We start from the raw sequence: 24447 nt of genomic DNA, 5'->3' as shown, positions 1-24447 counted from the left end.
CTAAAGTCCTCAGGCTCCAAAGTAGGCTCGGACCTCGGCGACTGCCGCAAGGAACGCGTCCACCTCGGACGTTGTGTTGTACAGGTAGGTGCTGGCCCGGGTACTGGCGGTCAGGCCCAGGCGGCGGTGCAGCGGCTGCGCGCAGTGGTGGCCAACCCGGACTGCGATGCCTTTGCTGTCCAGGAACTGTCCGACGTCGTGTGCGTGCACGCCTGCAACGTCGAAGGACGCCAGTCCGATCCGTTCCTGTCCCGGGGCCGGGCCGAGGACCCGCACGCCGGGAATGGACGCCAGTCCTTCGACCAAGCGCTGCCCGAGCAACGATTCCCAGGCGTGGACACGGTCCATCCCCGTCTCGGTGAGGTAGTTCGCCGCGGCCGCGAGTGCGATGGCCTGGGAGACTTTCTGGGTGCCGGCTTCGAACCGCTGCGGCGCAGGCAGGAACGCTGCCCGCTCCATGGTCACCGTGGTGATCATCGATCCGCCGGTGAGGAACGGCGGCAGCGCGTTCAACAATTCGGACCGGCCATACAACACGCCGATGCCGGTGGGCCCCAGCATCTTGTGTCCGGAGAGGACCGCGAAGTCGACGCCGAGGTCCTGTACGTCCAGCGGAAGGTGCGGCGCGGACTGGCAGGCGTCCAGCACCGTTAGGGCCCCTGCCTCGCGGGCCATCGCCACAAGCTTTTTGACCGGGTTGATCGTGCCCAGCACATTGGAGGCGTGGCTGAAGGCGAGGACCCTGGTGGCCGGGCCGATGATGCCGTCGGCAGCTTCGAGGTCCAGCACGCCTGCGTCGTCGACGGGGATGAAGCGAAGGGTCGCGCCCGTCCGCTCAGCCAGCTGCTGCCACGGTATGAGGTTTGCGTGGTGCTCCATCTCGGTGACCACAATCTCGTCCCCGGAGCCCAGGGCGAACCGTGCCGCCGGCGCAGACGCGCCAGGCAGGGACGAGTTCAGGAACGCGTAACTGAGCAGGTTCAGGCCCTCGGTGGCGTTGGAGGTCCAGATGATCTCATCGGCCGCCGCGCCCAGGAAGGCAGCAAGGGTTTCACGGGCGTTCTCGAAGGAGTCCGTAGCCTCGACCGCCAGCAGGTGGGCACCGCGGTGGACGGCGGCGTTTCGCTGCTCGTAAAACTCCTGCTCGGCTTCAATGACGCTGAGCGGGTTCTGCGAGGTCGCCCCGGAGTCCAGGTAGATCAGGGGGTGCCCGCCCATGGACCGCGAGAGGACAGGGAAGTCATTGCGGATCCGCTGCACCTCTTCGTCGGTAAGTGCAGGCGTGAGCAGGGCCTGGGACTCTGACGTGGGCACGAAAGCCACGCTGGCCTCCTCGGATCGGGTCAAGTGGACTACTATCCATCATCCCACGGAACGGCACCACGGATTCTGCAGCCGGCACACAGGGTCACCGCAGAGGACTTCAGGGCCGGTGGGAATCGCCCCCGGTGTCGATGAGATCGACCCGCCGGCTGACGCCCAGTTTGGCGAAGACACGGTAGAGGTGCCCTTCCACGGTCCGCTGGGACACACAGAGCTGGCTGGCGATCTCTGCATTCGTGGCCCCGCCGGACACCAGGTCCAGGATTTCGGTTTCCCTGGCAGTGAGCTCCGCATCCTGCTCGGGACGGACGAGGTCAATATGGGCCGCCATCCCGGCAGCGGTCATCCGGTTCTGGATCTTGCGCTGGACGGACAGCAGTTTTCGCTTGTCTGTGGTTTCGGCCAGGCAACGTTCCGCTTGCTGAGCGGCTTCGAGGGCAAGCAGCACATAGCCGCCACGCAGCGCTTTGTCGCTGATCCGGACCAGTTCGGTGTCGTCGGCATTCAGCACGGCGAGCGCATAGTCGTGCAGCATTCCGGCCTCCCGCCCCTCCACCGCGAGGCTGCTGACTGCCAGTCCGTCCGCGGCCTGGGTGTCACCGCGGCGCACGGCGAGGCGCCTGATGTCGGTCTCAATGCCCCGCAACCCTTGGCGTTTGGCCTCCGATGCGAGGCCCGCGAGCCTCTTGCTGACGTCGCCGGCCCCGCCGGGCGCTCCTCCGGCGGCCGTTGAGTATGCCTCGGCGAGCAGCGGAACGGCACCCGGCCCGCGGTACCGGGAGAGCCGGAACGCAGTCGCATGTTCCTCCGCCTCACGGGTATGGCCCACGATGGAGGCTGCGTATGCCGCCACGGAATGCGCAAACGGCAGCAGTTCCCAGGGATCGGCGATCGTGAGTTCCTCGACGCCGAGAATGAGTTCGGCACTGCCCTCGGGCATGCGTCCCTGGCGGACGCGGGCGAGCCCCCTCATCAAGTGCAGGATGCCGCCGCTGAGCAGCAGCCTCGAAGGGTAGCTGGCCTCGTACTCATCGAGGGCTGCGGCGAGCGCCTCCCACTCCCCCGCCCAGTTCAAGCTCAGGCTGTAGCGCACCAGGAGGTCTTCGTACACGAGCGGCATGGCCATCCCGGCGCTTTGCGCCCCCCGCCAGGCATCCCTGGCGAGCCCCACACCCTCCACCATCCTGCCCTTGGCACAGAGCAGCTCGGCGAGCAGCGATTCAGCCGGGATCTTGATTTCGGGCCGCTCGCTGGCGGCCACGACCAGTTGGCTGAGCCCGCCCTCACGGTCCTCCTGGCCACTCGGCAGCTGGCTGGCGGCCAACCCGGCCGCCACGGCAATCGGAGCCATATCCAACCACGATGGCCCCACCGCTGCATCACGCTGGAAAGCCCCCCGGCTGCCGCGCAACTGGCCGGCGTCGGGTGTTCCGGGCGGAGCACCGGCACGGGCCGGGGCAGCGCCGGTCAACGGCGACTTTGCCCGCCCCCGCAGGCGGGCGGACAAGAGCGCCGCCAGATAGCGGGAGGATTCGTTGGGAATGTGTTCCACGAGCTGGAGAAATTTGGCGGACTGCTCGCCGTCGCCCAGCAAGTACCGCGCATAGGCCATGTGCAACCGGGCCTCGGGGATCACCGCGACATCGGAAACTGCCTCCGCGGTCCTCAGGGCGGTCTGCGCATCGAGCGCGACGTTGGCGGAGCAGGCCGCCTTGAGGAGCTGCTCCGCCGGAACGGCAGCCCCGCAGTCCAGTGCCCACCGGATCCGGTTCAGGAAGGCTTCCGGTTGCACAGAGGCTCCCGGCGGCAGTGACACGAAGCTGGCACGCAATCCGGCGCTTCTGCCCGCCGGGACCCAGCGGCGGATGATCTCGCCGATCAGAGGACTCGCGGGTCGGACCGTCCGGTCGGCGCCCCGTGAGACGTTGATGATGCCGGCTCTCTCCAGCGCATCCACAGCCTTCGGGCCGCCGAATCCCAGCAGCTGGCCGAGCGACAGCGGACCCGCGAGTGCCACAATGGCGGCCGCTGTCCTTTCCTCGGGCGACATCGACCGCAGTTCGTGGCCGATCAGGTCAGCGACCGGGATATCGGACAAACCGGGACGAAAGAGAAGGAACCAGACTCCATGCCGCAGTCCCAGCGCACCGGTGTTCCGCGCGTGTTCAATCAGGGACAGCAGCATGAACGGGTTTCCGGCGGAAGCCTCTGCCAGCATCGCCGTGGCCCAGGGCGAGACATCGGCGCGGAGCACTTGCTCGCAAAGCTGGTGCACCTCGGCCCTGGTGAGAGGCTCCAGGTCGAACTTCGCGACGATCCCGTCATCCCAGAGGGCCAGGAATTCTTCGGGGATCAGCAGCCCCGGCCGGCAGGTGGCGAGGACGTTGGCAGCACCGGTGGCCACGGCCTGCGCAACCAGCTGCGTCGTTCCGCGGTCCAGGCACTGGGCGTCGTCGATCACGAAGAGCGGTTTGCTGGACTCCGACTTGATGCTGTCGGTGACGGCCTTGACGACGGCGGAGAACGAGTCCAGATCGTGTGCGGGCAGCTGGCCGAGGTAGGGCGCCAGGGCGCCGAAAGGGACAGCCGACAGCGCCGGCGTTGCTGCGAGTCGGATCACGGCGGTGTGCGGCCGGAGTTCCCGGATGACTGCCCTGGAAACTGCGGTCTTCCCCGTTCCCGGGTTTCCGACAATCAGGGCGCCGGACGTACCGCCGTCGCGCAGGCATCTGAGAATGTCCTTGACGACGCCGGACCGGCCAACCAGTGTGGCGGACTCAGTCAGGCTTTCCACCAGCGGCCCTCCCTGCGGTGTGGCGGTTCCCGGCCCGCCCGGAGGATGGGGGGCCGGGTTGGTCAGCCGAGTCGGGCGTGTTCCACTGGTCCCGAGATGACATCTTTGAGTTCCGACCTGCTCGCGACATGCAGTTTCGCGTACACCTGATACAGATGTCCCTCAACCGTGCGGACAGAAACGTGCATCTCGTCGGCAATCTTCCGGTTGGAGGTACCCGCGGCTGCCCTCACAGCCACCTCGGATTCCCGGGCTGTAAGCGTCGACGTGAGCAGGGAAAGCACACCGTTTCTCGGGTTGCCGAAGCGGTCCTCGAGGGACTGCTGCGTGCGCTGGGCCATCCGCAGGGAGATTCGGTTCCCCGCGTCGTTGGCGCAACTGACAGCTTTCCTGGTCACATCCCTGGCGAAGATTGCATGGCCGGCTGCATCGGCGTCCTTGGAGGTCGCCAGCAACTCCTCGCTGTCGGATTCCTTCAACCCTTCCGCGAGCCGGGAGCACAGGCCGGCGAAGTGCCCGGTGACCTGTTCGGCTAGGCCGCTGAGTTTCTGGCTTGCCTGACGGTCCCCCAGCCGGGCCACGGCCGAGAGGAACTGGAGCCCGGTCGCAAACGCGGAAGCTTCGGTGTCACTGTCCGCCTCCAGCTTCAGCGCGCGCAGGGCCTCGGTCTTCTGGCCGATTTCCGCTTTGGCGGACAGCTCGAAGAACCGCGTGATCCGGTTCACCAGCCACGACGCCCGTGGCTGCGGCTCCTCGACGTCCACCAACAGGGCCCCGGCTTTTTCCTCATCCCCCTGAAGTGCGTAGGCATAGGCACAGGCTGCGGTTGCGAGTCCGGCGACAGCATCCTGATCCTGCACCCTCAATTGCCAGACCCCGCTCTGCAGGCGCTGAACCGCCCCGGACAGATGACCGCGGTGGAGGTCGACGATCCCCTGTCCGATCTCGAACATACCGCCCAGCCTGGCCTGCTCGTCCCAGGCTTCCGATGTGCCGGCAATGAACTCTGCGGCCTCCCGGAACTTTGCCGACAACAGAAGAAGCAGCAGAAACCGTCCCCTGATGTCGCGGATCGAGCTGTCGGACAGATCCAGGAAGCCGGCGGCAAGGATGACCTGCCGGCCCAGCGCCACAGCTCCGAGGACGTCCCCGGTGACTGCTTTCGCCTCGCACAACAGGCTGGCCGCCATGATCTTGGCTTCGCTGCCCAGGTCTGTGGAATCCACATCCCGGAACATTTGCAGGACATCGTCGTACCGGCCTTCGAAGGCGGCCAGTCCGACATAGGCCAGGCGTACCCGCTCGGCCACCGACCCCGGCCCCGTCCCGGCGTCTCCGGACACCGTCAGGCGCAGCTCGATCTCCTGCAGCCGGGCCAGCGCACTTGCCGCCGCGGCGGGGTTGCGCCTGTCCAGCTCAGCCCACAGGAGGTGCAGCGAGGCCCATTCATCCAGGGCCAGACCGTCACCGGCCCGTTGTTCGACGTCAGTCAGAATGCGGCGGGCTGCTTCGTCATTGTGCATCGAGATAAATGCCCGGGCAGATTCGACGGCCACGTCCGCCAGCTTTTCCCGACCGGCAATTTCCCGGGCAAACCGCAGGGCGGACTGCGGATCGGATGCCTTGTTCGCGAGGCGTGCAGCGGCCAGGGCCAGATGGGGATCCACTTCTTCTCCGCAGTCCAATGCCCATGCCACAGCGGTGGATCCGGTGTATTCGTCGAGGTCCAGGTCCTGCAGCACGGCACCCAGCCGGCGGCGAAGCTCGGCACTGCGCCCGGGCGGCACCACGCTGGAGACGATGCCCGCAATGACCGGGTTGGCGATGCTCACCATGGGTGGGTGGTCATGGCTGACGCGGATCAGGGCGCGTTCCTGGAGGGTGTCGATATCCTGCGCCTTCGACACGTTCATCAGGGTCTGCAGGGGAAGCGCTCCGGCGAGCGACAAGAGCTCAAATACGTCGCGCTGGCCCGGGCTGAGCCGGTTCAGGCGGGCTTTGAGCACATCCCGGATCTCACCGGCCAAGGCAACCGGCCTGTCCCCAAGAACCCAGGAATCCTCGTGCCGGACAATGATTCCCAACTTGATCTGCTCCCTGGCCAATGAGTGCAGGAAGAGGGCGTTGCCGCCGCTGGCGTTCCAGAGGGCGCGTGCCGCGGTGTGGGAGAAATGTCCGCCGTACTCCTGCGCGAGGCTGTCCTCCGTCTCGCTGAAATCGAAGGGGCCAAGATCCACGCGGCGCAGCAGGTCATCTTTCCAGAGGCCCATGATGTCGCTGCCCAGATTGGGGAGGTCAACGCAAGCTGCGAGCAGCAGGACGTGCCCGCCGGCGCAGAGCTGGGCCACCATCATCGTGGAGAGCTCATCAAGGTCATGGGCGTTGTCGACAAAGAGCACGACGCTGCGGCCCTGGGCTCGGGTGTGGAGCAACTGCGTCAAGCCGCGCAACACCATCAGCGGGTGCTCAAGGTGGGAGGCATCGAGTTCGTTGAGAAGCACGCTCAGGGCGCCGTATGGGAGCTTGGAGGAAATGGAACTGCCCCGGACCTGGACCACCAGGAAATCGTCACCGAGCTGTTCCAGTGCCCGCTGGGCGATGAAGGACTTTCCAGCCCCGTGTTCCCCGACTATTACCGCCCCGCAGCCGGTTCCCGAGGTCAGCGCGGATACTACGTCCGCGACGGTCTTGTGCCGTGTGTAATGCTTCTGGTGCCACCCTTTCCCCGGGCGTTGGGCGGCTGAAATCACATCTGTTCTGCCGCTGCCCGCAGGCAGGCCGGCTTCTTGCTGAAACATGAGAGAGACCTTCGCAATCAAAGTATTGACTACTGATAGGTCCAACTTATTGACGTGGCGAAATTTCGGGATGCGTATGTGCTACTCGATTCCCAGCCCGGTGCTGGGACCTGGGCTACGCAGGTGTACTCATAATTTGCCGGCCGTCGGGGCTCCAAAACCAAGTAGTCGGAACCGCGCCGCTGGCCCGATGGCAGAACGCAACTTCACGCAGGCGTATTGCTGCAGGTCAGGGGCCGGCAGCCGGCCGTTTCCCCGGATTTTGCTACGAGACTTTTTGCTGCGAATCGGCGTTAACACAGTCTTGGCACGGCCGCCCGGCCTGCGGGCGGCCGAGCCAGGACTGGGACCGATAAAAGTTTAGGGAGCCGACGGCGGCTGGGGGGAGGAACCTCGGTCTCAGAAGGTTCCGACGCCGTCGGCTCCGTCAAAGGGGTTCACGCACTCGGCGGAACCATTTGGGGAGACCATTGGAAAAAACTAATGTCTATTGCACCAGAGCGGACGATCGTTCCCGACGCAGGCGATCCTGGCAGCTTCATCGGAGGGCCTGGGCCGCTTCCGCAATGATGGCTCCACGTTCAAAGTCCTTAGTCGGGTGCTTCCGTCGGGTGGTTCCTGGTGCTGACTACAATCTAGCGAACGGGACGGCACCGGCGCACCGGTAGTCCGTACTCGAATTAGCGACGGGTTCCGAACGAACCGCAATTGATGGTACTTGCCACAACAGCCGGCTCCCGACTCTTGCGGGGTCCGGCTACGTGCTCCCGATACGCGCGTAGCCCGGAGCCTACTTGCCGGCGTCCCGGAGCTACGCACGCCGGAGCCGGCGCTGGGGGTGATGCCTCCACGGTGCGGGCAATGGCGGACCGGAAGACAGCCCGGACAGCTAGGAAGGGGACACTCCCGGCAGCTGGTCCCGGCCCTTGACGTTGAGCTTTGCATAGCTGCGGTACAGGTGGCCTTCGACCGTCCGGATGGATACCTGCAACTCGGCGGCAATCTGACGGTCGCTGAGGCCGCGCACCGCCAGGGCCACGATGTCTCGCTCACGACGCGTCAGCAGGCCAAGGGCGTCGGCTTCGGCTTCCTGTTCCTGGCCTGCAACACTGTCTGCCCGGTCCAGGCACCGCTTCCGCTGGGACATTGCCATGCGCTCCCGCAGCGTGTCGCCGGCCGCCCGGTAGCCGTTCGCAGCGGAATCATAAGCAAGGGCGGCGAAGCCCCACAGCTCGGCGTCTTCGCAGCTCTTGCCCGCCTCAAGATGGTCCGTGGCCACATCCGTGCTGATCGCAGCCGCGTAGTGACAGATCGCGGCGGCCCGGGGGCCCTCCAACTCCGGCTGTAGTTCAAGCAGCCGGGACGCTGCATCCCGGTCCCCCAAGGCGAGGCAGAAGGCAAGCGAGTCGAACTCCAGGCCCGGCGTGGAACCGTCGCCTTGAGGCCGGCCCAACGCCCGGAGTTCTTCAAGCGCTCCCGGGTAATTGCCGAGGCGGGCCTTTCCGTACGTGACGGCCATTTGCGAGAGCATGCGCAAGTACCGTGACACCGCCGGTGCCGCGGCCTCGTAGTCGGCGAGGAAGACCGCTGCCTTGTCCTTGGCCCCGACGTCGGCGGCGGCGGCAAAGGCCATCGAGGAGGTCAGGGCGAAGAGCTGCTGCGGATCCGCGAGCCGCAGTGACTCCAGCGCTGCGCCAAGGGCGTTCAGTGCCTGCGCGGCCTTGCCCTGGTACAGCAGGATGATGCCGTGTGCGGCGTGGACTCCCCCGCCGAAAGAGATTCGGTTCGGTCCGGGGCCGGCGGCTACTCCAGCCAGGAGGGTTTCGGCCGCTTTCCAGTCGCCGCCGTGGATCACCGCCGCTGCCGCCCGCGCCACGAGGAACTCCGCTAGGAAGTACAGTTCGTCGTGTCCGGATCCGGCTGATTCCAGTGCCTCGGACACCTTGGCAAACGCCTGGACGGCTTTCCCCTGCACGAGAAGCCGTTCCGATTCCAGGGCAAGCCTGAATGCCGCCTCAAGGGTGTTGGCCGGCGGGCCGGCCAACACTCCGGTCTCCGGGTCCGCACTTTCCGGATACTCGCCGGCCAGCGCGAATACCATCGCATGCATGGTGGCGTACCGCTCCCTTGTGGCCGAGAGGATTCCCTCGGCGTCCTCCGGATTCTCCCTGGCCAGCCGCTCGCCCGCCTCGAGGAGGGCTCCGGCGCGGTCCATGATGTCGGCGGGGCTGTGGCCCAGCGCGGCCTGCACGGCGGCCCACATCAGGGTTCCCGTGAGCAGGACGGCCACGCTCAGCCCCTTGGCGAAGTCGGCTTCGAGGCTATCCCGTGCGGCCGCATAGTCGGAGGTGTTGAAGAAAGTCCGTGCCGTCACCGACCGTGCCGCCACCTGAAGCTCAGGGTCCTTGACCAGTGCGGCTGCCTTGCGGGCCAAATCGTCCTCGTAGAGCCGGCTGGCCAATACGGCTGCCCGCAGAAGCTGCCTGTCGTCGACCTCAACGCCGCATTCCATCGACCAGCTCACCTGGCGGAGCAGGCCTTCTGCCGACGTGGGCTCGCTGTCCATGAGCCGCAGGAGGCTCTGCCGGAGCTGGAGGCTGCGTGCCGGGGAAATGAGGTTGCGGAGCGTGTCGCCATAGATCGAATGCCACAGCCGCAGTTGCGGGTGCGGTGCCGGCGTGACCCGGATCAGCTCGTGTTCGATGAGGACGGCAACCGGGTCCTCGCCCACGGTGGATTCGATCAGCTCGCGGGACACCGGCTCTGCCAGGGCCACGAGGTTCAGGGCCTGGCGCTCTTCCGGCGAGCGCCGAAGCAGCTGCCGGCGCACGACGTCGGTCAAGCGGTCCCCGTGGCTGTTAAGGGGGCGCGCGAGCAGCCAGACCCCGTTGCGTTGCAGCAGCGTGCCGTCGTTCTTCGCATCGTCGATCAGCCCGCTGAGCAGCAGCGGGTTGCCCTCGGAGGCTTCCCAGAGGATTTCGGTGACGTTCGGCAGGACCTGGGATCCCAGCGCCCGTTCCAGGATGTCGGCCGTCTGCCCCTGGGTCAGGGGGCGGAGGTCGATGCGTTCGGCGATACCTTCAAACCACAGCTGCAGCAGTGGTTCCGGCAAGCCCGGGCGGGTCGCCGACGCGACGAGCAGCTTCGCCCACCCGGCAGCGGCCAGTTCCACCAGGATCCCCGCGGTCGCTTCGTCAAGGTCATGGGCGTCGTCCACGACCAGCAGCAGGGGCTTCTGGGAGGCGCGGCGCTCCTCCTCCAGCCGTGACCAGAAGGTCCTGAGCACCGCCAGTTGGGAGGTAGCCTCCTGTACGGGCAGCCCCACAATGAAAGGACCCAGCACGCCGTACGGGACGTTCGTCAGGGAGGGGCTGCCATGGATGCGGACGGGCGTCATCGTTGACTGCAGTTCGGTCACGACGGCGTCCAGGAGCGTGGATTTGCCGATGCCGCTGTCCCCGAGCAGCAGGACTGCAACGTGGGTGCTCCCCTGGAGTGCCTCGACTGCCGAGTCCAGGTCCTCCGCCCGCCCGGTCAGGGGGTTGGATCGTACCGCCTCCCTTGGGACGGTTGCACGGTTCCTAGATGAGTCCAAGCAGATCACTTCGCGAAGAAACGCCGAGCTTGGTGAACACCTGGTACAGGTGTCCCTCCACTGTTCTCACCGAGATGCCGATGGCCAGGGCAATGTCCTTGTTGGAGACCCCGTTGCCTGCGAGGGTGGCGATCTGGCGCTCCCGGTCTGTGAGCAGCGGACCCTTGTTCCTTGGCATGATGGGAAGGGCCGGCACGGAGTCCGCGAGGCTTTCAAGGATGGCGTGGGCGGCGCTTGCCTTCCCGCTCAGACCCGCAGCCTTAGCGAAGTCGAAGGCGAGCGCGGCGCATCTGGCTTGGACGGCGTCGAGTTCCATTGCGGCGGCCTGGCCCGCGGCCTCCAGCATGATGGCGGCGTCCTTCTTGCGGCTGCCCACGGCGATGATCCGGGACAACTCCGCGAGTGGTCCCTGCCGCAGGGCCGCGATCTCTTCCATGAACTGGAAGTCCTTGGTGGTGCCGTTGACCGTCGCGCCAAGCATAAAGATGCCGGCCAGGGTGTACCGGCCGCACCGGTAGTGTTCCTCGGCCGAGCGCACCAGCCGGTCCTTCGCCTCCGGATCGCCCAGCCAGCGCGAAGCCATGTCCATGCAGAACTCAGCGGAACTTCGGATCGCGAAGCGGGCGGCACCGTCCGCTGACCGCGCCCGGTCCAGGTAAACGGTGGCCTGCACGGAATTCCCGGTCTGGGCGTAGGCGAAGGCCGTGGCCGCGTAGGCCTGCCGCAACGAGTGCAGGCTGGCCCGGACTTCGAGCTGCGCTATCGCGGCCAGGAGCGGGTCGAGGGCCATGTAGCCGCGGCCCGCGTAGACGTAGGCGAGTCCGACGGCCAGATCAGTGGGCGCGCTGCCGGAATGCAGCCCGTGGCCGGCCCGGCCGCTGGCGTCCTTGAGCATGTCGATGCTCTGGCGCCAGTGTCCGGAGAGCAGAAGCACGTTGAAGGACCTCCACGCGAAGTTCTCGCGGATCCGCGGGACGTTGGACCACTCCCCGAGCTGGCCGCCGATCTCGCGCAGCAGCTTGCGGGCCTCGACTTCCTTGCCCGTCATGCAGAGGGCTTCCATCAAGATGATTGCCGACCTCAGCCGGTGCACCGGGTTGATGTCGTCGACCGCCGACGACGCAGCCGCTCTGAGCCTGTCCATCATGGGCTCATAGTCACCGACGAAGGAGAGGTAGTTGAATTCGCTGAGGTCAAGGGACAGACCGGCCCGGGTCAGCTCCTGCGTTGTCGCTGCCGGCTGGTTCTCACCGATTTCGTGGAGCCGCAGCCGGCCCTGCCGGATCAGTTCGGGCACCTGTCCGGTCCGGTCCTCGAGCCATGACATGCAGTCCACCTTGGCGGCTACCAGCTCAGCGAAAGCCTCCGCGCCGAGGGCGCTGATCTGGGCCTCCGAGACATCGTCAAGGGCCGACATGGCCTGCAGCGGCAGCCCCAGTTGAAGGTAGGCGGCGGATTTCTGCAGCTGCCCCTCCGGCCATTCGGGGTCCTCCGGGCTCAGGCTGCCGGCGCATTTGAGCGCAAACTTCGGGTCGAAGAGTTTCACGGCGGCGCCGGCCGCGGCCACGGCGTGGGCGGGTGCCAGGGGCGCGTCGCAGTCATGGGTCCACGCCGCGTAGGCCAGCAGGTCTTCCACGGTCAGCTCATTCAGCTCATCCTGCTGGTGCCCCGGGACCTTGTCCCGCAGCTCCAGCCTGCGCTCCACACTGAGCCAGTTGCGGACGATGTCGCCCAGATAACGGTCCCCCAGCGTCACGAGGTGCCGGCCCGTCCGGTCGACGACTATCTGGCCGGCGTCTTCCATGTCTGCGATGACTCCGGGACTGTACATCCGCGCGAGCCTGGCCAGGGGCAGGGTCCGGGCGCAGGAGAGCACCTCGATAAGCTCCCGGGCCACAGGTGTTTCGCGGGCATACCGGGCCCGCACGATATCTTCCAGTGCCGTGCGCCCGTCAAGGACCACCTCATCCACCAAGGTCCAGACAGATCCGGAGAGCACAAGGTTGCCCCGTTCGATCTGCTCGGAGACCACCGCCTGCAGCAGTGTCGGGCTGCCGCCAACAAGCTGGTGCAGCTGGCTCGCCAGTGCGCTGGAAACTCTGTGTCCGAGCGCTGCCTTGAGAACCTCCAGGGTTTCGACTTCGGTGAGGTTGGCGAGCCGCACCTCGGCCAGCTGGCCGGAAGTGATGAGCCAGTAGAAGTCCGGCGGAAGGTCCGTTGTGCGCTGGGCGGTAGCGACGAGCCGCGCCGTCCGGGTCTGCAGCAGATTGAGCAGCACGCCGGTGCTCAGTTCGTCCAGGGCTCCCGCGTTGTCCAGAAGGATGACGCACTTTCGTCCGGCGGCGTCGTCACGGATCAGGGAAGTGATGCCGTGCAGGATGGCCGTCGGCGAGCCAAGGGAACTTTGGGGCAGGCGGGCGAGCGTGAACGCGAGGCAGCCATACGGGGTTGCCGAGCCCGGTCCTGAGCTGCGGAGCTGAAGCGTGTAGACGTCAGGACCGAAGCCTGCGATCGCGGTGCGTCCTACCTGGGTTTTGCCCACACCGCGGTCACCGGTGATCACCACACCCATCCGGTCCTCGGCGAGCAGGGCATTGCGAACCCGGTCGGCGTCGGCATTGCGCGCCAGACCCGACCACCTGTGCCGGTCCAACGGACCGGCTGCAGGTTCCTCCACGGCGGGTGCCAATGTAGTGGAAACATTCCCCCAGCCCAGCGATTCCCTCGACATCTAGATTCCTTCGTACCGCTTTGCGGACAGCAAACCTGAGACCGTCCGCCTAGAAGTAGCGTATCCCTATCCCCCGATATGAGAGTAGAGCGATCATAACGGCATTTCGGAAACCTTGGAAGCAATTCGGGTGTAGACGACGCCGCGTTTCGCCCGGCGCCGCAGCGAAGGTTCCCCGCGCGTACCGGCTAGGGCGTCTTCGCGGGGTGGAACTGCTGCTGGGCCGCCACGAGGCCGTCACGGACCAGGGCTTCCACGGCGTCTGCCGCAGCACCGATCAGGAACGGCAGTTCCTTCTTCTCGGCGCCGGAAAAGTCCCTGAGGACAAAGTCTGCGGTGTCCATCCTGCCCGGCGGACGGCCGACGCCGACCCGGACCCGCAGGTAGTCCTTGGTGGCGAGGGCTTTGGAGATGTCCCGCAGCCCGTTATGGCCCCCTTCGCCCCCGCCGAGCTTCAGCTTCACCGTGTCAAAGGGAATGTCGATCTCGTCGTGCACGGCGATGACGTGGCCTGGTTCGATGCCGTAGAAAGCCGCCAGCGCCGCGACCGGGCCGCCGGAGACGTTCATGTAACTCAGCGGCTTGGCCAGCACCACCCGCGGGCCTCCGATGCCGAGCCGGCCCTCCAGGACCTGGGCCCGGGACTTGTGGGACTTGAAGCCGCTCCCGATCCGGGCAGCGAGTTCATCGAGGACCATCTGCCCGATGTTGTGCCGGTTGTGGGCGTACTCCGCTCCCGGGTTGCCAAGGCCTGCGATCAGCCAGGTGTCAGTCATGGGTCAATCCTAGGGTGGTCAGGTTCGGTGGCAGGAGCTCGGCCCGCGCCGGGCCGGTCTGCGCCCGGCACCGGGGGTTAAGACGGCTGTGGCCGGGCCCCGCAGGGGTCCGGCCACAGCAGAAATCGGGCTGCCGGAATTACTCGGCTGCTGCGGTTTCCTCGGCAGCGGGGGCCGCTTCCCCAGCGGTCTCTTCGCCCTCTTCGACGATTTCGACGGCCTCGGAGATGTTGACAACGAGCGCCTCGGGGTCAGCCAGCAGGGTGGAGCCCTTCGGGAGGACCAGGTCGGAGGCGTGGATGTGCTCGCCGGCGGTGCGGCCTTCGATGCTGACCTCGATGGCGGTCGGCAGGTGGGTAGCCTCGGCCTCAAGGGAAACAGTGGTCATTTCCAGGTTGTGGACATTGCCCGGAGCCAGTTCGCCACTGAGGTGGACGGGGATGTCAACGGTGACCTTCTCGCCGGTGCGGACGGTCAGCAGGTCGAGGTGCTCGATGATCTGCTTGATCGGGTTGCGCTGGATGTCCTTGACGAGGGCCAGGTGCTGCTCGCCGTTGATGTCCAGGGTCAGCAGGGCGTTGGCGGTGCGGACAGCCAGGGTGGTGGCCTTCGCCGGCAGGGTGATGTGGATCGGCTCGGCGCCGTGGCCGTAGATGACAGCCGGGATCAGGTTGGCCATGCGGGCGCGGCGGGCGAAGCCTTTGCCGAATTCGGTGCGGACTTCTGCTGCGAGCTTCTGCTCAGACATGGATATCTCCTCGTTGGATTTCAAGCTGTGGGACTAAAGGTGTTCAGCAAGGGCGGAGGTCTGTTTGCGACCTTCAACGCCGGGTGGCCGTATGGCCGCCCTTCCGAAGGGAGATTCAGACCCAGTCGATAACGGAGACCAGCAGTCCGGTTTCCGATGATTTCCGCTTGAAAGCGGAAAAACGGAAAACCGGCGCTCTCCCTCGCCAAGGTTTCGGTTCAAGGTTACCAGTGCGGGGCCGCAATTCTGAAAACGGTCCCGCACCGGCGGATGCTGAGCAGGCTCAAGCCTGCTCACCGCTCAATCGAGGGCTACGCGTTGCCGTCGAACAGGCTGGTGACCGAGCCGTCGTCGAACACTTCGCGGATGGCGCGGGCGATCAGCGGCGCGATGGACAGTACGGTGAGCTGCGGGAAGCGCTTGCTGGCGTCGATCGGCAGGGTGTTGGTGACCACCACTTCGCGGGCGCCGGACTCTGAGAGGCGCTGGGCCGCAGGATCGGAGAAGACGGCGTGGGTTGCCGCGATGATGACATCCTTGGCGCCGGCGTTCTTAAGCACCTGGACCGCGCCGGAAATCGTTCCGCCGGTGTCGATCATGTCGTCGATCAGCACACAGGTGCGGCCTTCGATCTGGCCCACGACGGTCTTGGAGACTGCCTGGTTCGGGACGGTGAGGTCGCGGCTCTTGTGGACGAAGGCCAGCGGCGCCCCGCCAAGGCGCTCGGCCCACTGCTCGGCAACGCGGACACGGCCGGTGTCCGGGGAAACCACTGTGATGTCGTCGGCGCCGACGCGGGTGCGGATGTAGTCCGCGAGCAGCGGGATGGCCATGAGGTGGTCCACGGGCCCGTCGAAGAAGCCCTGGATCTGCGAGGTGTGCAGGTCAACGCTCATGATCCGGTCCGCGCCGGCGGTTTTGTACAGGTCCGCGACGAGGCGCGCGGAGATTGGCTCGCGGCCGCGGCCCTTCTTGTCCTGCCGGGCGTACGGGTAGAACGGCGAGACCACGGTGATGCGCTTGGCCGAGGCCCGTTTGAGCGAATCGATCATGATGAGCTGTTCCATCAGCCAGTTGTTCAGCGGGGCGGGGTGCGCCTGGATGACGAAGGCGTCGGTGCCGCGCACGCTCTCCCCTGCCCGGACGTAGATCTCGCCGTTGGCGAAGTCGTAGGCATCCAGGGGCAGGAGCTCGGTACCGAGTTCCTTGGCGATTTCCCTCGCCAGCTCAGGATGCGCGCGCCCAGCGGCAAGCACCAGCTTCTTCTCGCCGCGTGCCGTAATTTCGCTCATTATTGCTAGCCCTCTTCTGTAGATGCCGGAGTACTGGAGGAAGTCGTGGTGGCGCCGGACGCCTCGGCCAGGGACGCGGAGATCGAGCCCGGGCGGTTCGCCAGGACCCAGCCCTCGGCGTTCTGTTGCTTGGCCAGGGACAGGACCAGGGCGCCGGGCGGCACGTCGCGGCGGATGACTGCCCCGGCGCCGCTGTAGGCGCCATCGCCGACCCGGACGGGAGCTACGAAGACGGTGTTGGAGCCGGTGCGCACGCCGGAGCCGATGACCGTGCGGTGCTTCTTCTCGCCGTCGTAGTTGGCGGTGATGTTGCCGCAGCCGATGTTGGTGTCTTCGCCGATCTCGGCGTCTCCGGCATAGCCCAGATGGGACAGCTTGGAACCGCGGCCAATGGTGACGTTTTTGGTCTCGTAGAACGCGCCGATCTTGCCGGTCTCGCCGAGGACCGTGCCGGGGCGCAGGTAGGTGAACGGGCCGACGCTCGCCTTGGCGCCGATCGTGGAGCCGGAACCGTGGGTGCGGATCACTTTGGCGCCCTCCCCCACCTGGACGTCGGTGAGGGTCGAGTCGGGCCCGACGACGGCGTCGCGCGCCACCGTGGTGGTGCCGTGCAGCTGGGTGTTGGGCAGCAGCCGCACGTCCTCGTCGAGGGTGACAGTGGCGTCGATCCAGGTGGTGGACGGGTCGACGACGGTGACACCGGCACGCATCCAGGCCTCGACGGTGCGCCGGTTGAGTTCGGCACCGAGGGCGGAGAGCTGGACCCGGTCATTTGCGCCTTCGACCTGCCAGCGGTCTTCGGTGACGACGGCGGCGACGCGGCCCCCGGCGGCACGGGCCAGGCCCAGCACGTCGGTGAGGTACTTTTCGCCCTGGGCGTTGTCGGTGGTGACGTGGGCCAGCGCGTCGCGCAGCACGGCGGCGTCGAAGGCGTAGATGCCGGAGTTGATCTCCCGGATTTCGCGTTCGGCGTCCGTGGCGTCCTTGTGCTCCCGGATGCCGGTGACCGTTCCGTCCGCGGCGCGGAGAATGCGGCCGTAACCGGTCGCGTCATCCAAGACGGCGGTGAGGACGGTGACGGCGTTGCCCGCGGCCTCGTGGCTGGCGACGAGTTCGCCGAGCAGCTGGCCAGTGAGCAGCGGCACGTCGCCGTAGGTGACAACAACCGTTCCGCTGAGCTGCGCCTGGGGGTGGAGCGCGTCGAGCGCCTCGAGGGCGGCTTCGACGGCCCGGCCGGTGCCCGGCACTTCGTCCTGATCGACAATCAGGGCGGCAGGATCGACAGCGGCGATGTGGGCGGCCACGAGGTCGCGTTCATGCCGGACGACGAGGGCCAGCTCCTGCGGCCGGATGGCGCGGGCCGCGTGCAGCGCGTGGCCGACGAGGGAGCGTCCGCCGATCTCGTGGAGGATCTTGGGGGTACGGGACTTCATCCGGGTACCGGCACCTGCAGCTAGGACGATTACGGCGGCTGGGCCGGTATTCTCGGGGCTCACGTACGGGCTCTCCTTGCTCAGTGGCTTAGCTCATGCCGCTGCTCGGTGGATCTGGGTGGCCGGCGGATGAGGCTTGGTGGTGCACCACGGTTGCCGGATTCGCGCGGCCCGGGCGGACCGGAGTCCGGTCGCGGCGCCACATTCATCCTACTGGACTCACACCGGACCGCGCCCGCCGGGTGCCGTTAGCGGCCCCGCGACGCGAACAGGGACGCGCAACAGTTCCGCCCATAGGACTCGAACCTATACTCCACGGCTCCAAAGGCCGGGGTGCTGCCATTACACCAGGGCGGACCATGCCAAGGCGCTGAGCCTGTGGCACGAGAATCAATTCTGCCATACTGCGTTGCCGCCCAGTGTTGCCGTGGCGTGCGGGGCGCGGCTGCGCCGCTCCCGGTGGATGATCTGGGGCATGATGGAGCTGTGAGCAACAGCGCAGGGGTATCCGGAGGGGCGGAGGGCCGCAGCGGCAGGCCTGTCCGGTCCGCCGACTACGTACCCCGGATCCGGATGACGGGTCCCCAGCGCCGCAGCCAGCTGATCGGAATCGGGCGCGGACTGTTTGCCCTCCGCGGGCTGGACGGCACCACCATCGAGGAGATTGCCGCCGCCGCCGGCGTCTCCAAACCGGTGATCTATGAGCACTTCGGTTCCAAGGAAGGCCTGTACACCCAGGTCGTCGAATATGAGTTCCGGATCCTGCTGGGCTCCATCACCGACGCGCTGTCCGAGGAAGCCAAACCCCGCGTCCTGGTCGAGCGGGCCGCCCTGGCGCTGCTGAGCTACATCGAGGACCGCACCGAAGGTTTCCGCATCCTCATGCGCGACGCCCCGCCGACCCAGCCCGAGGGGGCGTTCTCCACCCTGCTCTCGCACGTCACGGCGCGCGTGGAGTACATCCTGGCCGACGAGTTCGCCCGCCGCGGCTTTACGTCGGCCGACGGGGCCATGTACGCGCAGATGCTGGTGGGAATGGTGGCCATGACGGGCCAGTGGTGGCAGGACAGCCGGACCCCGGACAAACGCGAAGTAGCCGCGCACCTGGTGAACCTCGCCTGGAACGGCCTCACCGGCCTGCAAAAAGACCCCGGACTCCGCAGCGACGACTGAACCGGGCCGCACGTCCCCATCTGGTCACCTTCGCGGCGCAGGAGTCCTTTGCCGTCGCTTAGCGCGTAAGTCCCTTCCCAACACTCGCAAGCTCGCGTCGGGGCCCGCGGGACAACGCTTACGGCGCAAAAGGGCCCCTGCGGTCGCTGGGCGACCTTCGGAGCCCGACGCGCCGCGATGCGCGACTGCGCGAAGACCTCCCGCACCGCTATTGCCGAGAGGTCCGTTCGGGGGACGCCAACAAGCGCAATTGCCGAAGGTTCCGTTTGCGAACTGTGCCACAACTATGAGGTGACGGTGCTCGCCGGAGGCGGTCCTTCCGAAAGGAGCGCATCGCGGCGCATCGGGACGCGGAGGTCGCCCAGCGACCGGAGCGTCCCCTTTGCGTCGTGTCTAAGCGACGAGGAAGGGCCGGCTCCGGCACCCAAGCCGGCCAACCGGCGAAGACTGGACAGCCTATTCGCCGAGGACTTCCAGGGCTCCCAGCCATTCGAGTTCAAGGGCTTCGCGTTCGACGGCGAGGTCCTTGAGCTGCTTGTTGAGCCCGGCGAGCCGGCCGACGGCGGAGGGGTCGGCGGCCGCTGCGGTCATCTGGGCGTGGATCTTGTCTTCCTGCTGCTTGAGCTTGCCCAGCTGGCGGTCGATCCGGTTCTTGGCCTTGCGGGCGTCCCGCTTCTCGGCTTCGGAGGGGCCGGCGACGGCGGGGGCGGAACTGCCACTGGCGGACGTGACGGGGTTGCCGCCGCCGGTGATCGTGGAGCCAGCCATCGCCGCTTCGCGCAGTTCCAGGTACTGGTCCACGCCGCGTGGCAGGGCCCGGATCTTGCCGTCGCCCAGGAGCGCCATCTGGTGGTCCGTGACGCGTTCGAGCAGGTAGCGGTCGTGGCTGACGACCACCAGTGTGCCGGGCCAGCCGTCGAGCACGTCCTCGACGGCGGCCAGGGTGTCGGTGTCGAGGTCGTTGGTGGGCTCGTCGAGCATCAGCACGTTGGGCTCCCCCACGAGCAGGCGCAGGAGCTGGAGGCGCCGGCGTTCGCCACCGGAGAGGTCCTTGACCGGGGTCCACTGCTTCTCGTTGGTGAAGCCGAGCTGCTCCACGAGCTGGCCGGCGGTGAATTCCTTGCCGCCGACGTTGAACGAGCGCTTTTCCCGCTCGATCACTTCGATCACGCGCAGGTCCGAGACGTCGTCGAGCTCCTTGACCTCCTGGGTCAGGACCGCGGTGACCACGGTCTTGCCGCGCTTCACTTTTCCGGAACTGGGCTGGATTTCGCCGTTGAGGAGCTTGAGCAGGGTGGTTTTGCCGGCGCCGTTGACGCCCACGAGGCCCAGCCGCTCGCCGGGTGCAAGCCGCAGGGTGATGTTGTCGAACAGCTTCTGCCCGGCGTCGCCGCCGAGGAAGTCCAGGGAGACGTTTTCGAGGTCCAGGACGTCCTTGCCAAGCCGGGCGGTGGCCATCTTGCTCAGTGCGGTCGAGTCGCGCGGCTCCGGGACATCGGCGATCAGGGCGTTGGCGGCCTCGATCCGGAACTTGGGCTTGGCTGTGCGGGCGGGGGCGCCGCGGCGCAGCCACGCGAGCTCCTTCTTCACGAGTTGCTGGCGCTTGCCTTCCACCACGGAGGCGGAGCGGTCCCGCTCGGCGCGGGCCAGCACGTAGGCGGCGTAGCCGCCGTCGAACGGGTCCATGATGCCGTCGTGGATTTCCCACGTCTTGTTGCAGACTTCGTCGAGGAACCAGCGGTCGTGGGTGACCACGAGGAAGGCGCCCTGGTTCGCCCGCCAGCGGGTCTTCAGGTGCCGGGACAGCCACGCGACGCCTTCGACGTCGAGGTGGTTGGTGGGCTCGTCGAGCATGATGACGTCGTGGTCCTCGATCAGCAGCTTGGCCAGCGCCACCCGCCGCTTCTGCCCGCCGGAGAGCGCGTGGACGTTGGCGTGCCAGTCGACGTCGGACACCAGGCCGCCCATGACCTCCCGGATCTGGGGGTTGCGGGCCCATTCGTAGTCGGCCTGGTCACCGACGATCGCGGCACCGACGGTAAGGTCGCCGTCGAGCACGTCGCTCTGGTCCAGATAGCCGATGTTGACCTCGCTGCGCTTGGTCACTCTGCCGGAGTCCGGCGTGGAGCGCATCGCCAGCAGCCGCATGAGGGTCGACTTACCGTCGCCGTTGCGGCCCACCATCCCGATCCGGTCGCCCTCTTCAAGGCCGAGGGTGATGCCATCGAGGACGGTACGGGTTGCATACGAGACCGTGAGGTTCTCGCCGCCGAGCAGGTGTGCCACTGGGAACTGCTTTCCTAGAGAAAAATGACAAGCGAAATATTGAGCAAAAGTTGGTCAGGCCGGATCGGCCCGAGGCAAATACGTCGTGCGGATGACGACAAACGTATTAAAGGAGCGTATCGGAGATGATGCGTGCCCCGTGAACCGGACCGTGCACCGCCATGGCGTCTAGGCCGTGGTGCCGGAGGTCGTCGGCCAGCCCCTCAGCCGCCCCGGGGCTGTGTGCCAGCAGCGCGACCGTCGGTCCGGAACCGGAGACAATTCCAGCGATCGCCCCCAGGGATTCACCGAGCCCGAGGGTGTCCCGGAGGCCGGGCGCCAGCTCGATGGAGGCGCGCTGGAGATCGTTGACCAGCACCCGGCTCAGGGCGTCGGCGTCGCCGCTGCGGAGGGCCTGGAGGATCATCGGGTCCACGCCGGTGGGCTCGTCGGCCAGCGTCCCTTCGGCCGCTCGCAGCCTGTCCAGGGTCCGGTAGACCTCCGGGGTTGGCAGGCCGAAGTCAGCGGTCACCAGGACCCAGTCGGTCTGGGCCTTGACGAGGGCAGGCGAGAGCTCGTCGCCCAGGCCCAGCCCGACGGCCGTTCCGCCGAGCAGGGAGAACGGCACGTCGGCGCCCAGTTCCGCGGCCAGGTGGGCGAGTTCGTCGCGGGAAAGCCCGCTGTTCCAGAGCGCGTCACAGGCGAGCAACGTGGCTGCCGCGTCGGCTGAGCCGCCTCCCATGCCGCCGGCGACGGGGACCCGCTTCGTAATTTCGAGGTGCACACCGGTGGAGTGCTCGGAGACGTCGGTCATGATGGCGGCGGCCTTGTAGGCCAGGTTGCGCTCGTCAAGGGGAATGTCGACGCCGTCGAGGTCAAGGGTGCTTGCCGGGCTGATGCCGACCGTTATTTCGCCCGTGTCCGTGCTCGTGGCGGCGACCTCTTCGTAGAGGGAGACGGCGAGGTAGACGCTGGCCACCGAGTGATAGCCGTCCGGCCGCAGGGGGCCCACATCCAGTGAGACGTTAACTTTGCCGGGAGCCTTGACCCGGACAGTCCTCGCGGCAAAGCGCCCTCTCACTGCGTTCATGGCTCCACGCTATGGCATGGCGGGGTCAGGCTCCAAGCACAGCCCCCGGCCGGGTTTACCGTCCGGGGATCGCCGCCATGCTCACTGAACGGGAAGTTCGCGTGCTTCTGCGATCCGCGAAAACCCCGCAATGTCGATCACTTCGCCCCGCGCGGTGGGATCGACGCCAGCGGCCCGAAGGCAGCGCTCGGCCTCCGCCGCGCTGCCGGCCCAACCGGCCAGTGCGGCGCGAAGGGTCTTGCGGCGCTGGGCGAAGGCGGCGTCGATGACGGCGAACACCTGCTCCCGGGTGGCGGTGGTGACGGGTGGTTCCCGGCGGGTGAACGCCACGAGGCCCGAGTGGATCTTGGGCGCGGGCCAGAAAACGTTCATGCCGATGACGCCGGCCTTGCGCATGCTGCTGTACCAGGCCGCCTTGACCGAGGGCACGCCGTAGGTTTTGGACCCGGGCCCGGCCGCGAGCCTGTCTGCCACCTCGTCCTGGACCATGACCAGGCCGTGGCGGAGGCTCGGGAAGTGCTGCAGCAGGTGCAGGACCACCGGGACGGCGACGTTGTACGGGAGATTCGCCACGAGCGCCGTCGGCTCCACGGGGAGTTCGGTGACGCGCATGGCGTCGGCGAGGACAAGGTGGAAATTCCCGGCGGCCTCCGGCCGCCACTGGGCGACGGTGGCGGGGAGCTTGCCGGCCAGGACCGGATCGATTTCGACGGCTACGACGGAACGGGCGGCGTCCAGCAGGCCCAGGGTGAGCGACCCCAGCCCCGGCCCCACCTCCAGGACGGTCTCGTCCGGGTGGATGTCGGCGGCAGCGACGATCCTGCGGATCGTGTTGCCGTCAATGACAAAGTTCTGGCCGAGGGTCTTGGTGGGCCGGACCCCGATCTCCTCGGCCAGCCGGCGGATGTCCGAGGCCCCCATCAGCGGTGCGGGTGCGCTTGCTGGCGTGCCGCCGGGGGCAGTGATCGGCGTACTGCCTGGCGCGGAGGGGGTCGGTTCAGTCACCTAGGTATCCTATCCCGTTGACCGGCCCGGGCATGGCGAAGGCCGGGCCCGGAAGAACCGGACCCGGCCTGTGCCGGGCGTCCGCAGCCGTGGTCAACTGCTGCGGACACCGTCGAGCGTCAATCCCCCTCAGGCGGAGCCCGGGGGTCTGGTGTGGCGCCTTAGCGTGAGGCTGCCCAACCGCAGCCCCACGGCTGCAGGCCGCGCTGCGCGTAGACCCGGTTGGCGATGTCGATCTGCTGGGCCTTGGTGGCCCCGGCAGCGTTCGGCGCGTACGCGCCGCCACCGGAACCGAGCCAGGTCCGGACGTCGAACTGAAGACCGCCGTAGTAGCCGTTGCCGGAGTTGATGGACCAGTTGCCGCCGGACTCGCACTGCGCGATCTTGTCCCACATGGCTTCGTTCATCATGGCGGGGGCTGCGGCGCCGGTGTTCGTGGCGGCCTCGGCCGCGGGCTTGGGTTTGGTGCCGACAGTGACTTTCTCGGTAACCGGCTGGGTGCTGACGGACTGGGCAACCAGGGTGCGGGAGGCTTCGCGTCCGTCAACGAGGACCAGCTTGAAACTCTTGTTCATACTCCCGGCCACTCCGCGCTGGGTCACCTTCTTTTCGCCCTTGATCATCGCGGCGTCTTCCGTGGTGAGGGTTTCGAACGGGACGGCCTCGGTCGCGTCTGCCGTCTTGCTGAGGTCGACGCGGGAAACTTTGATCACCATGTCATTGACAACCGGTGCATTGCCCGGCTGCGAGACGCGGTCGCTGGCGCCCAGCGTGATGCCGGCGTCGGCGAGCAGCTGGGAGACGTCGGCGGCCGTCGTTGTGGTCTTGGCGGCCTTGCCGTCAGCGACGATGCTCACGGTCTTCGGCGTCGAGATGGAAACGAAGGAACCGGACACGGCGAGCTGCGCGTCCTTCGGCACGGACAGTTCAGAGGTGCTGGCGACGCCGAGTTCCGTCACGAGGCCCTCGACCGTGGGCGAGGTGGTGTTGATGGTCCGTTCCGCACCGTCCAGGCTGACCTTGACGGCCTTGGCGAGGTTGACGTTGATGACGGAACCGTCCTGGACATGGGAGTCCGTTGCGGGCGTGACCCTGTCGGAGGCCTGGAGTTCAAGGTTGGCACCCTTTACCACCTGGCCGACAGTGCCGCCGAATGTCTGGACGGAACTCACTTTGCCGTCAACGTTGAGGGTGACTGTCTTGTTGTTGCCTACGAAGGCGACAAGTCCCAGCACGAGCGCCACGAGAACGACGAGCTGGGTGCCGACCTTGACCAAGCTGAACTTGCCATCCGATGTAAAGAACTTGACCACGATTGCCCGTATCTTTTGGACCATCCGGGCACGGGGAAAAGCGCACAGATTCATCCGCCGCGAACAGCCCTGGGGCGGCACCGCAGGGGTGCGTTGTGTCCGCGGCAGCTG

At 67.0% G+C, this 24447-nt stretch carries 14 protein-coding genes and 1 tRNA gene; 1 reads left to right on the top strand and 14 read right to left on the bottom strand.

The annotated features are described in order from the left end of the window. Positions 1-9: 9 nt before the first annotated feature. From LDO13_RS05095 to LDO13_RS05050, 10 genes are all read right to left on the bottom strand, one after another. The gene (locus tag LDO13_RS05095; protein ID WP_263422156.1) at positions 10-1218 is read right to left on the bottom strand and encodes a SufS family cysteine desulfurase; all 1209 of its coding nucleotides are present in this window, start codon (positions 1216-1218) and stop codon (positions 10-12) included. A 205-nt stretch (positions 1219-1423) separates the two neighbouring features. Continuing rightward, entirely contained in the window at positions 1424-4117 is a 2694-nt protein-coding gene (locus LDO13_RS05090) for a LuxR C-terminal-related transcriptional regulator (protein ID WP_224048961.1), read from the bottom strand. A gap of 62 nt (positions 4118-4179) precedes the next feature. After that, positions 4180-6915: a LuxR C-terminal-related transcriptional regulator gene (locus tag LDO13_RS05085; protein WP_224048960.1), complete on the bottom strand. Its 2736-nt coding sequence runs from the start codon at positions 6913-6915 to the stop codon at positions 4180-4182. 889 nt (positions 6916-7804) lie between these two features. Beyond that, positions 7805-10510 (bottom strand): LuxR C-terminal-related transcriptional regulator, encoded by a 2706-nt coding sequence (locus LDO13_RS05080; RefSeq protein ID WP_224048959.1) that lies wholly within the window; start codon positions 10508-10510, stop codon positions 7805-7807. Beyond that, positions 10497-13241, bottom strand: a complete 2745-nt coding sequence (locus tag LDO13_RS05075; RefSeq protein WP_224048958.1) for a LuxR C-terminal-related transcriptional regulator — start codon at positions 13239-13241, stop codon at positions 10497-10499. Before LDO13_RS05075 ends, LDO13_RS05080 begins: the two co-directional genes overlap by 14 nt. 188 nt (positions 13242-13429) lie before the next feature. Continuing rightward, complete coding sequence (gene pth / locus LDO13_RS05070) at positions 13430-14017, bottom strand: aminoacyl-tRNA hydrolase (protein WP_224048957.1); 588 nt, start codon at positions 14015-14017, stop codon at positions 13430-13432. Between the two features lie 139 nt (positions 14018-14156). Continuing rightward, complete coding sequence (locus LDO13_RS05065; RefSeq protein WP_224048956.1) at positions 14157-14765, bottom strand: 50S ribosomal protein L25/general stress protein Ctc; 609 nt, start codon at positions 14763-14765, stop codon at positions 14157-14159. Between the two features lie 311 nt (positions 14766-15076). Beyond that, positions 15077-16057 (bottom strand): ribose-phosphate diphosphokinase, encoded by a 981-nt coding sequence (locus LDO13_RS05060; RefSeq protein ID WP_056433181.1) that lies wholly within the window; start codon positions 16055-16057, stop codon positions 15077-15079. 5 nt (positions 16058-16062) lie between these two features. After that, complete coding sequence (glmU, locus tag LDO13_RS05055; RefSeq protein ID WP_224048955.1) at positions 16063-17553, bottom strand: bifunctional UDP-N-acetylglucosamine diphosphorylase/glucosamine-1-phosphate N-acetyltransferase GlmU; 1491 nt, start codon at positions 17551-17553, stop codon at positions 16063-16065. Between the two features lie 222 nt (positions 17554-17775). Further along, a tRNA-Gln gene (locus tag LDO13_RS05050) sits at positions 17776-17847 on the bottom strand. 216 nt (positions 17848-18063) lie between these two features. Here LDO13_RS05050 and LDO13_RS05045 point away from each other — a divergent pair. Then, a complete protein-coding gene (locus tag LDO13_RS05045) occupies positions 18064-18663 on the top strand; it encodes a TetR/AcrR family transcriptional regulator (RefSeq protein ID WP_224049674.1) in 600 nt (199 codons plus the stop codon). Positions 18664-19119: 456 nt separating this feature from the next. On the opposite strand, the gene LDO13_RS05040 is transcribed toward LDO13_RS05045, so the two are convergent. The 4 genes from LDO13_RS05040 to LDO13_RS05025 form a co-directional block, all read right to left on the bottom strand. Then, the gene (locus LDO13_RS05040) at positions 19120-20949 is read right to left on the bottom strand and encodes an ABC-F family ATP-binding cassette domain-containing protein (protein WP_224048954.1); all 1830 of its coding nucleotides are present in this window, start codon (positions 20947-20949) and stop codon (positions 19120-19122) included. Between the two features lie 106 nt (positions 20950-21055). Beyond that, positions 21056-22018, bottom strand: a complete 963-nt coding sequence (locus LDO13_RS05035; RefSeq protein ID WP_224048953.1) for a 4-(cytidine 5'-diphospho)-2-C-methyl-D-erythritol kinase — start codon at positions 22016-22018, stop codon at positions 21056-21058. A gap of 81 nt (positions 22019-22099) precedes the next feature. After that, complete coding sequence (rsmA, locus tag LDO13_RS05030) at positions 22100-22939, bottom strand: 16S rRNA (adenine(1518)-N(6)/adenine(1519)-N(6))-dimethyltransferase RsmA (protein ID WP_224049673.1); 840 nt, start codon at positions 22937-22939, stop codon at positions 22100-22102. A 245-nt stretch (positions 22940-23184) separates the two neighbouring features. Further along, on the bottom strand, positions 23185-24360 hold the full coding sequence (locus tag LDO13_RS05025) for a resuscitation-promoting factor (RefSeq protein ID WP_224048952.1): 1176 nt from the start codon (positions 24358-24360) through the stop codon (positions 23185-23187). Between the last annotated feature and the right edge of the window lie 87 nt (positions 24361-24447).

Origin of the sequence: Arthrobacter sp. NicSoilB4, assembly GCF_019977335.1 — a bacterium.
In the GTDB taxonomy this organism is placed as follows: Bacteria; Actinomycetota; Actinomycetes; order Actinomycetales; family Micrococcaceae; genus Arthrobacter.
This window is presented reverse-complemented; position numbering and strand designations above follow the sequence as displayed.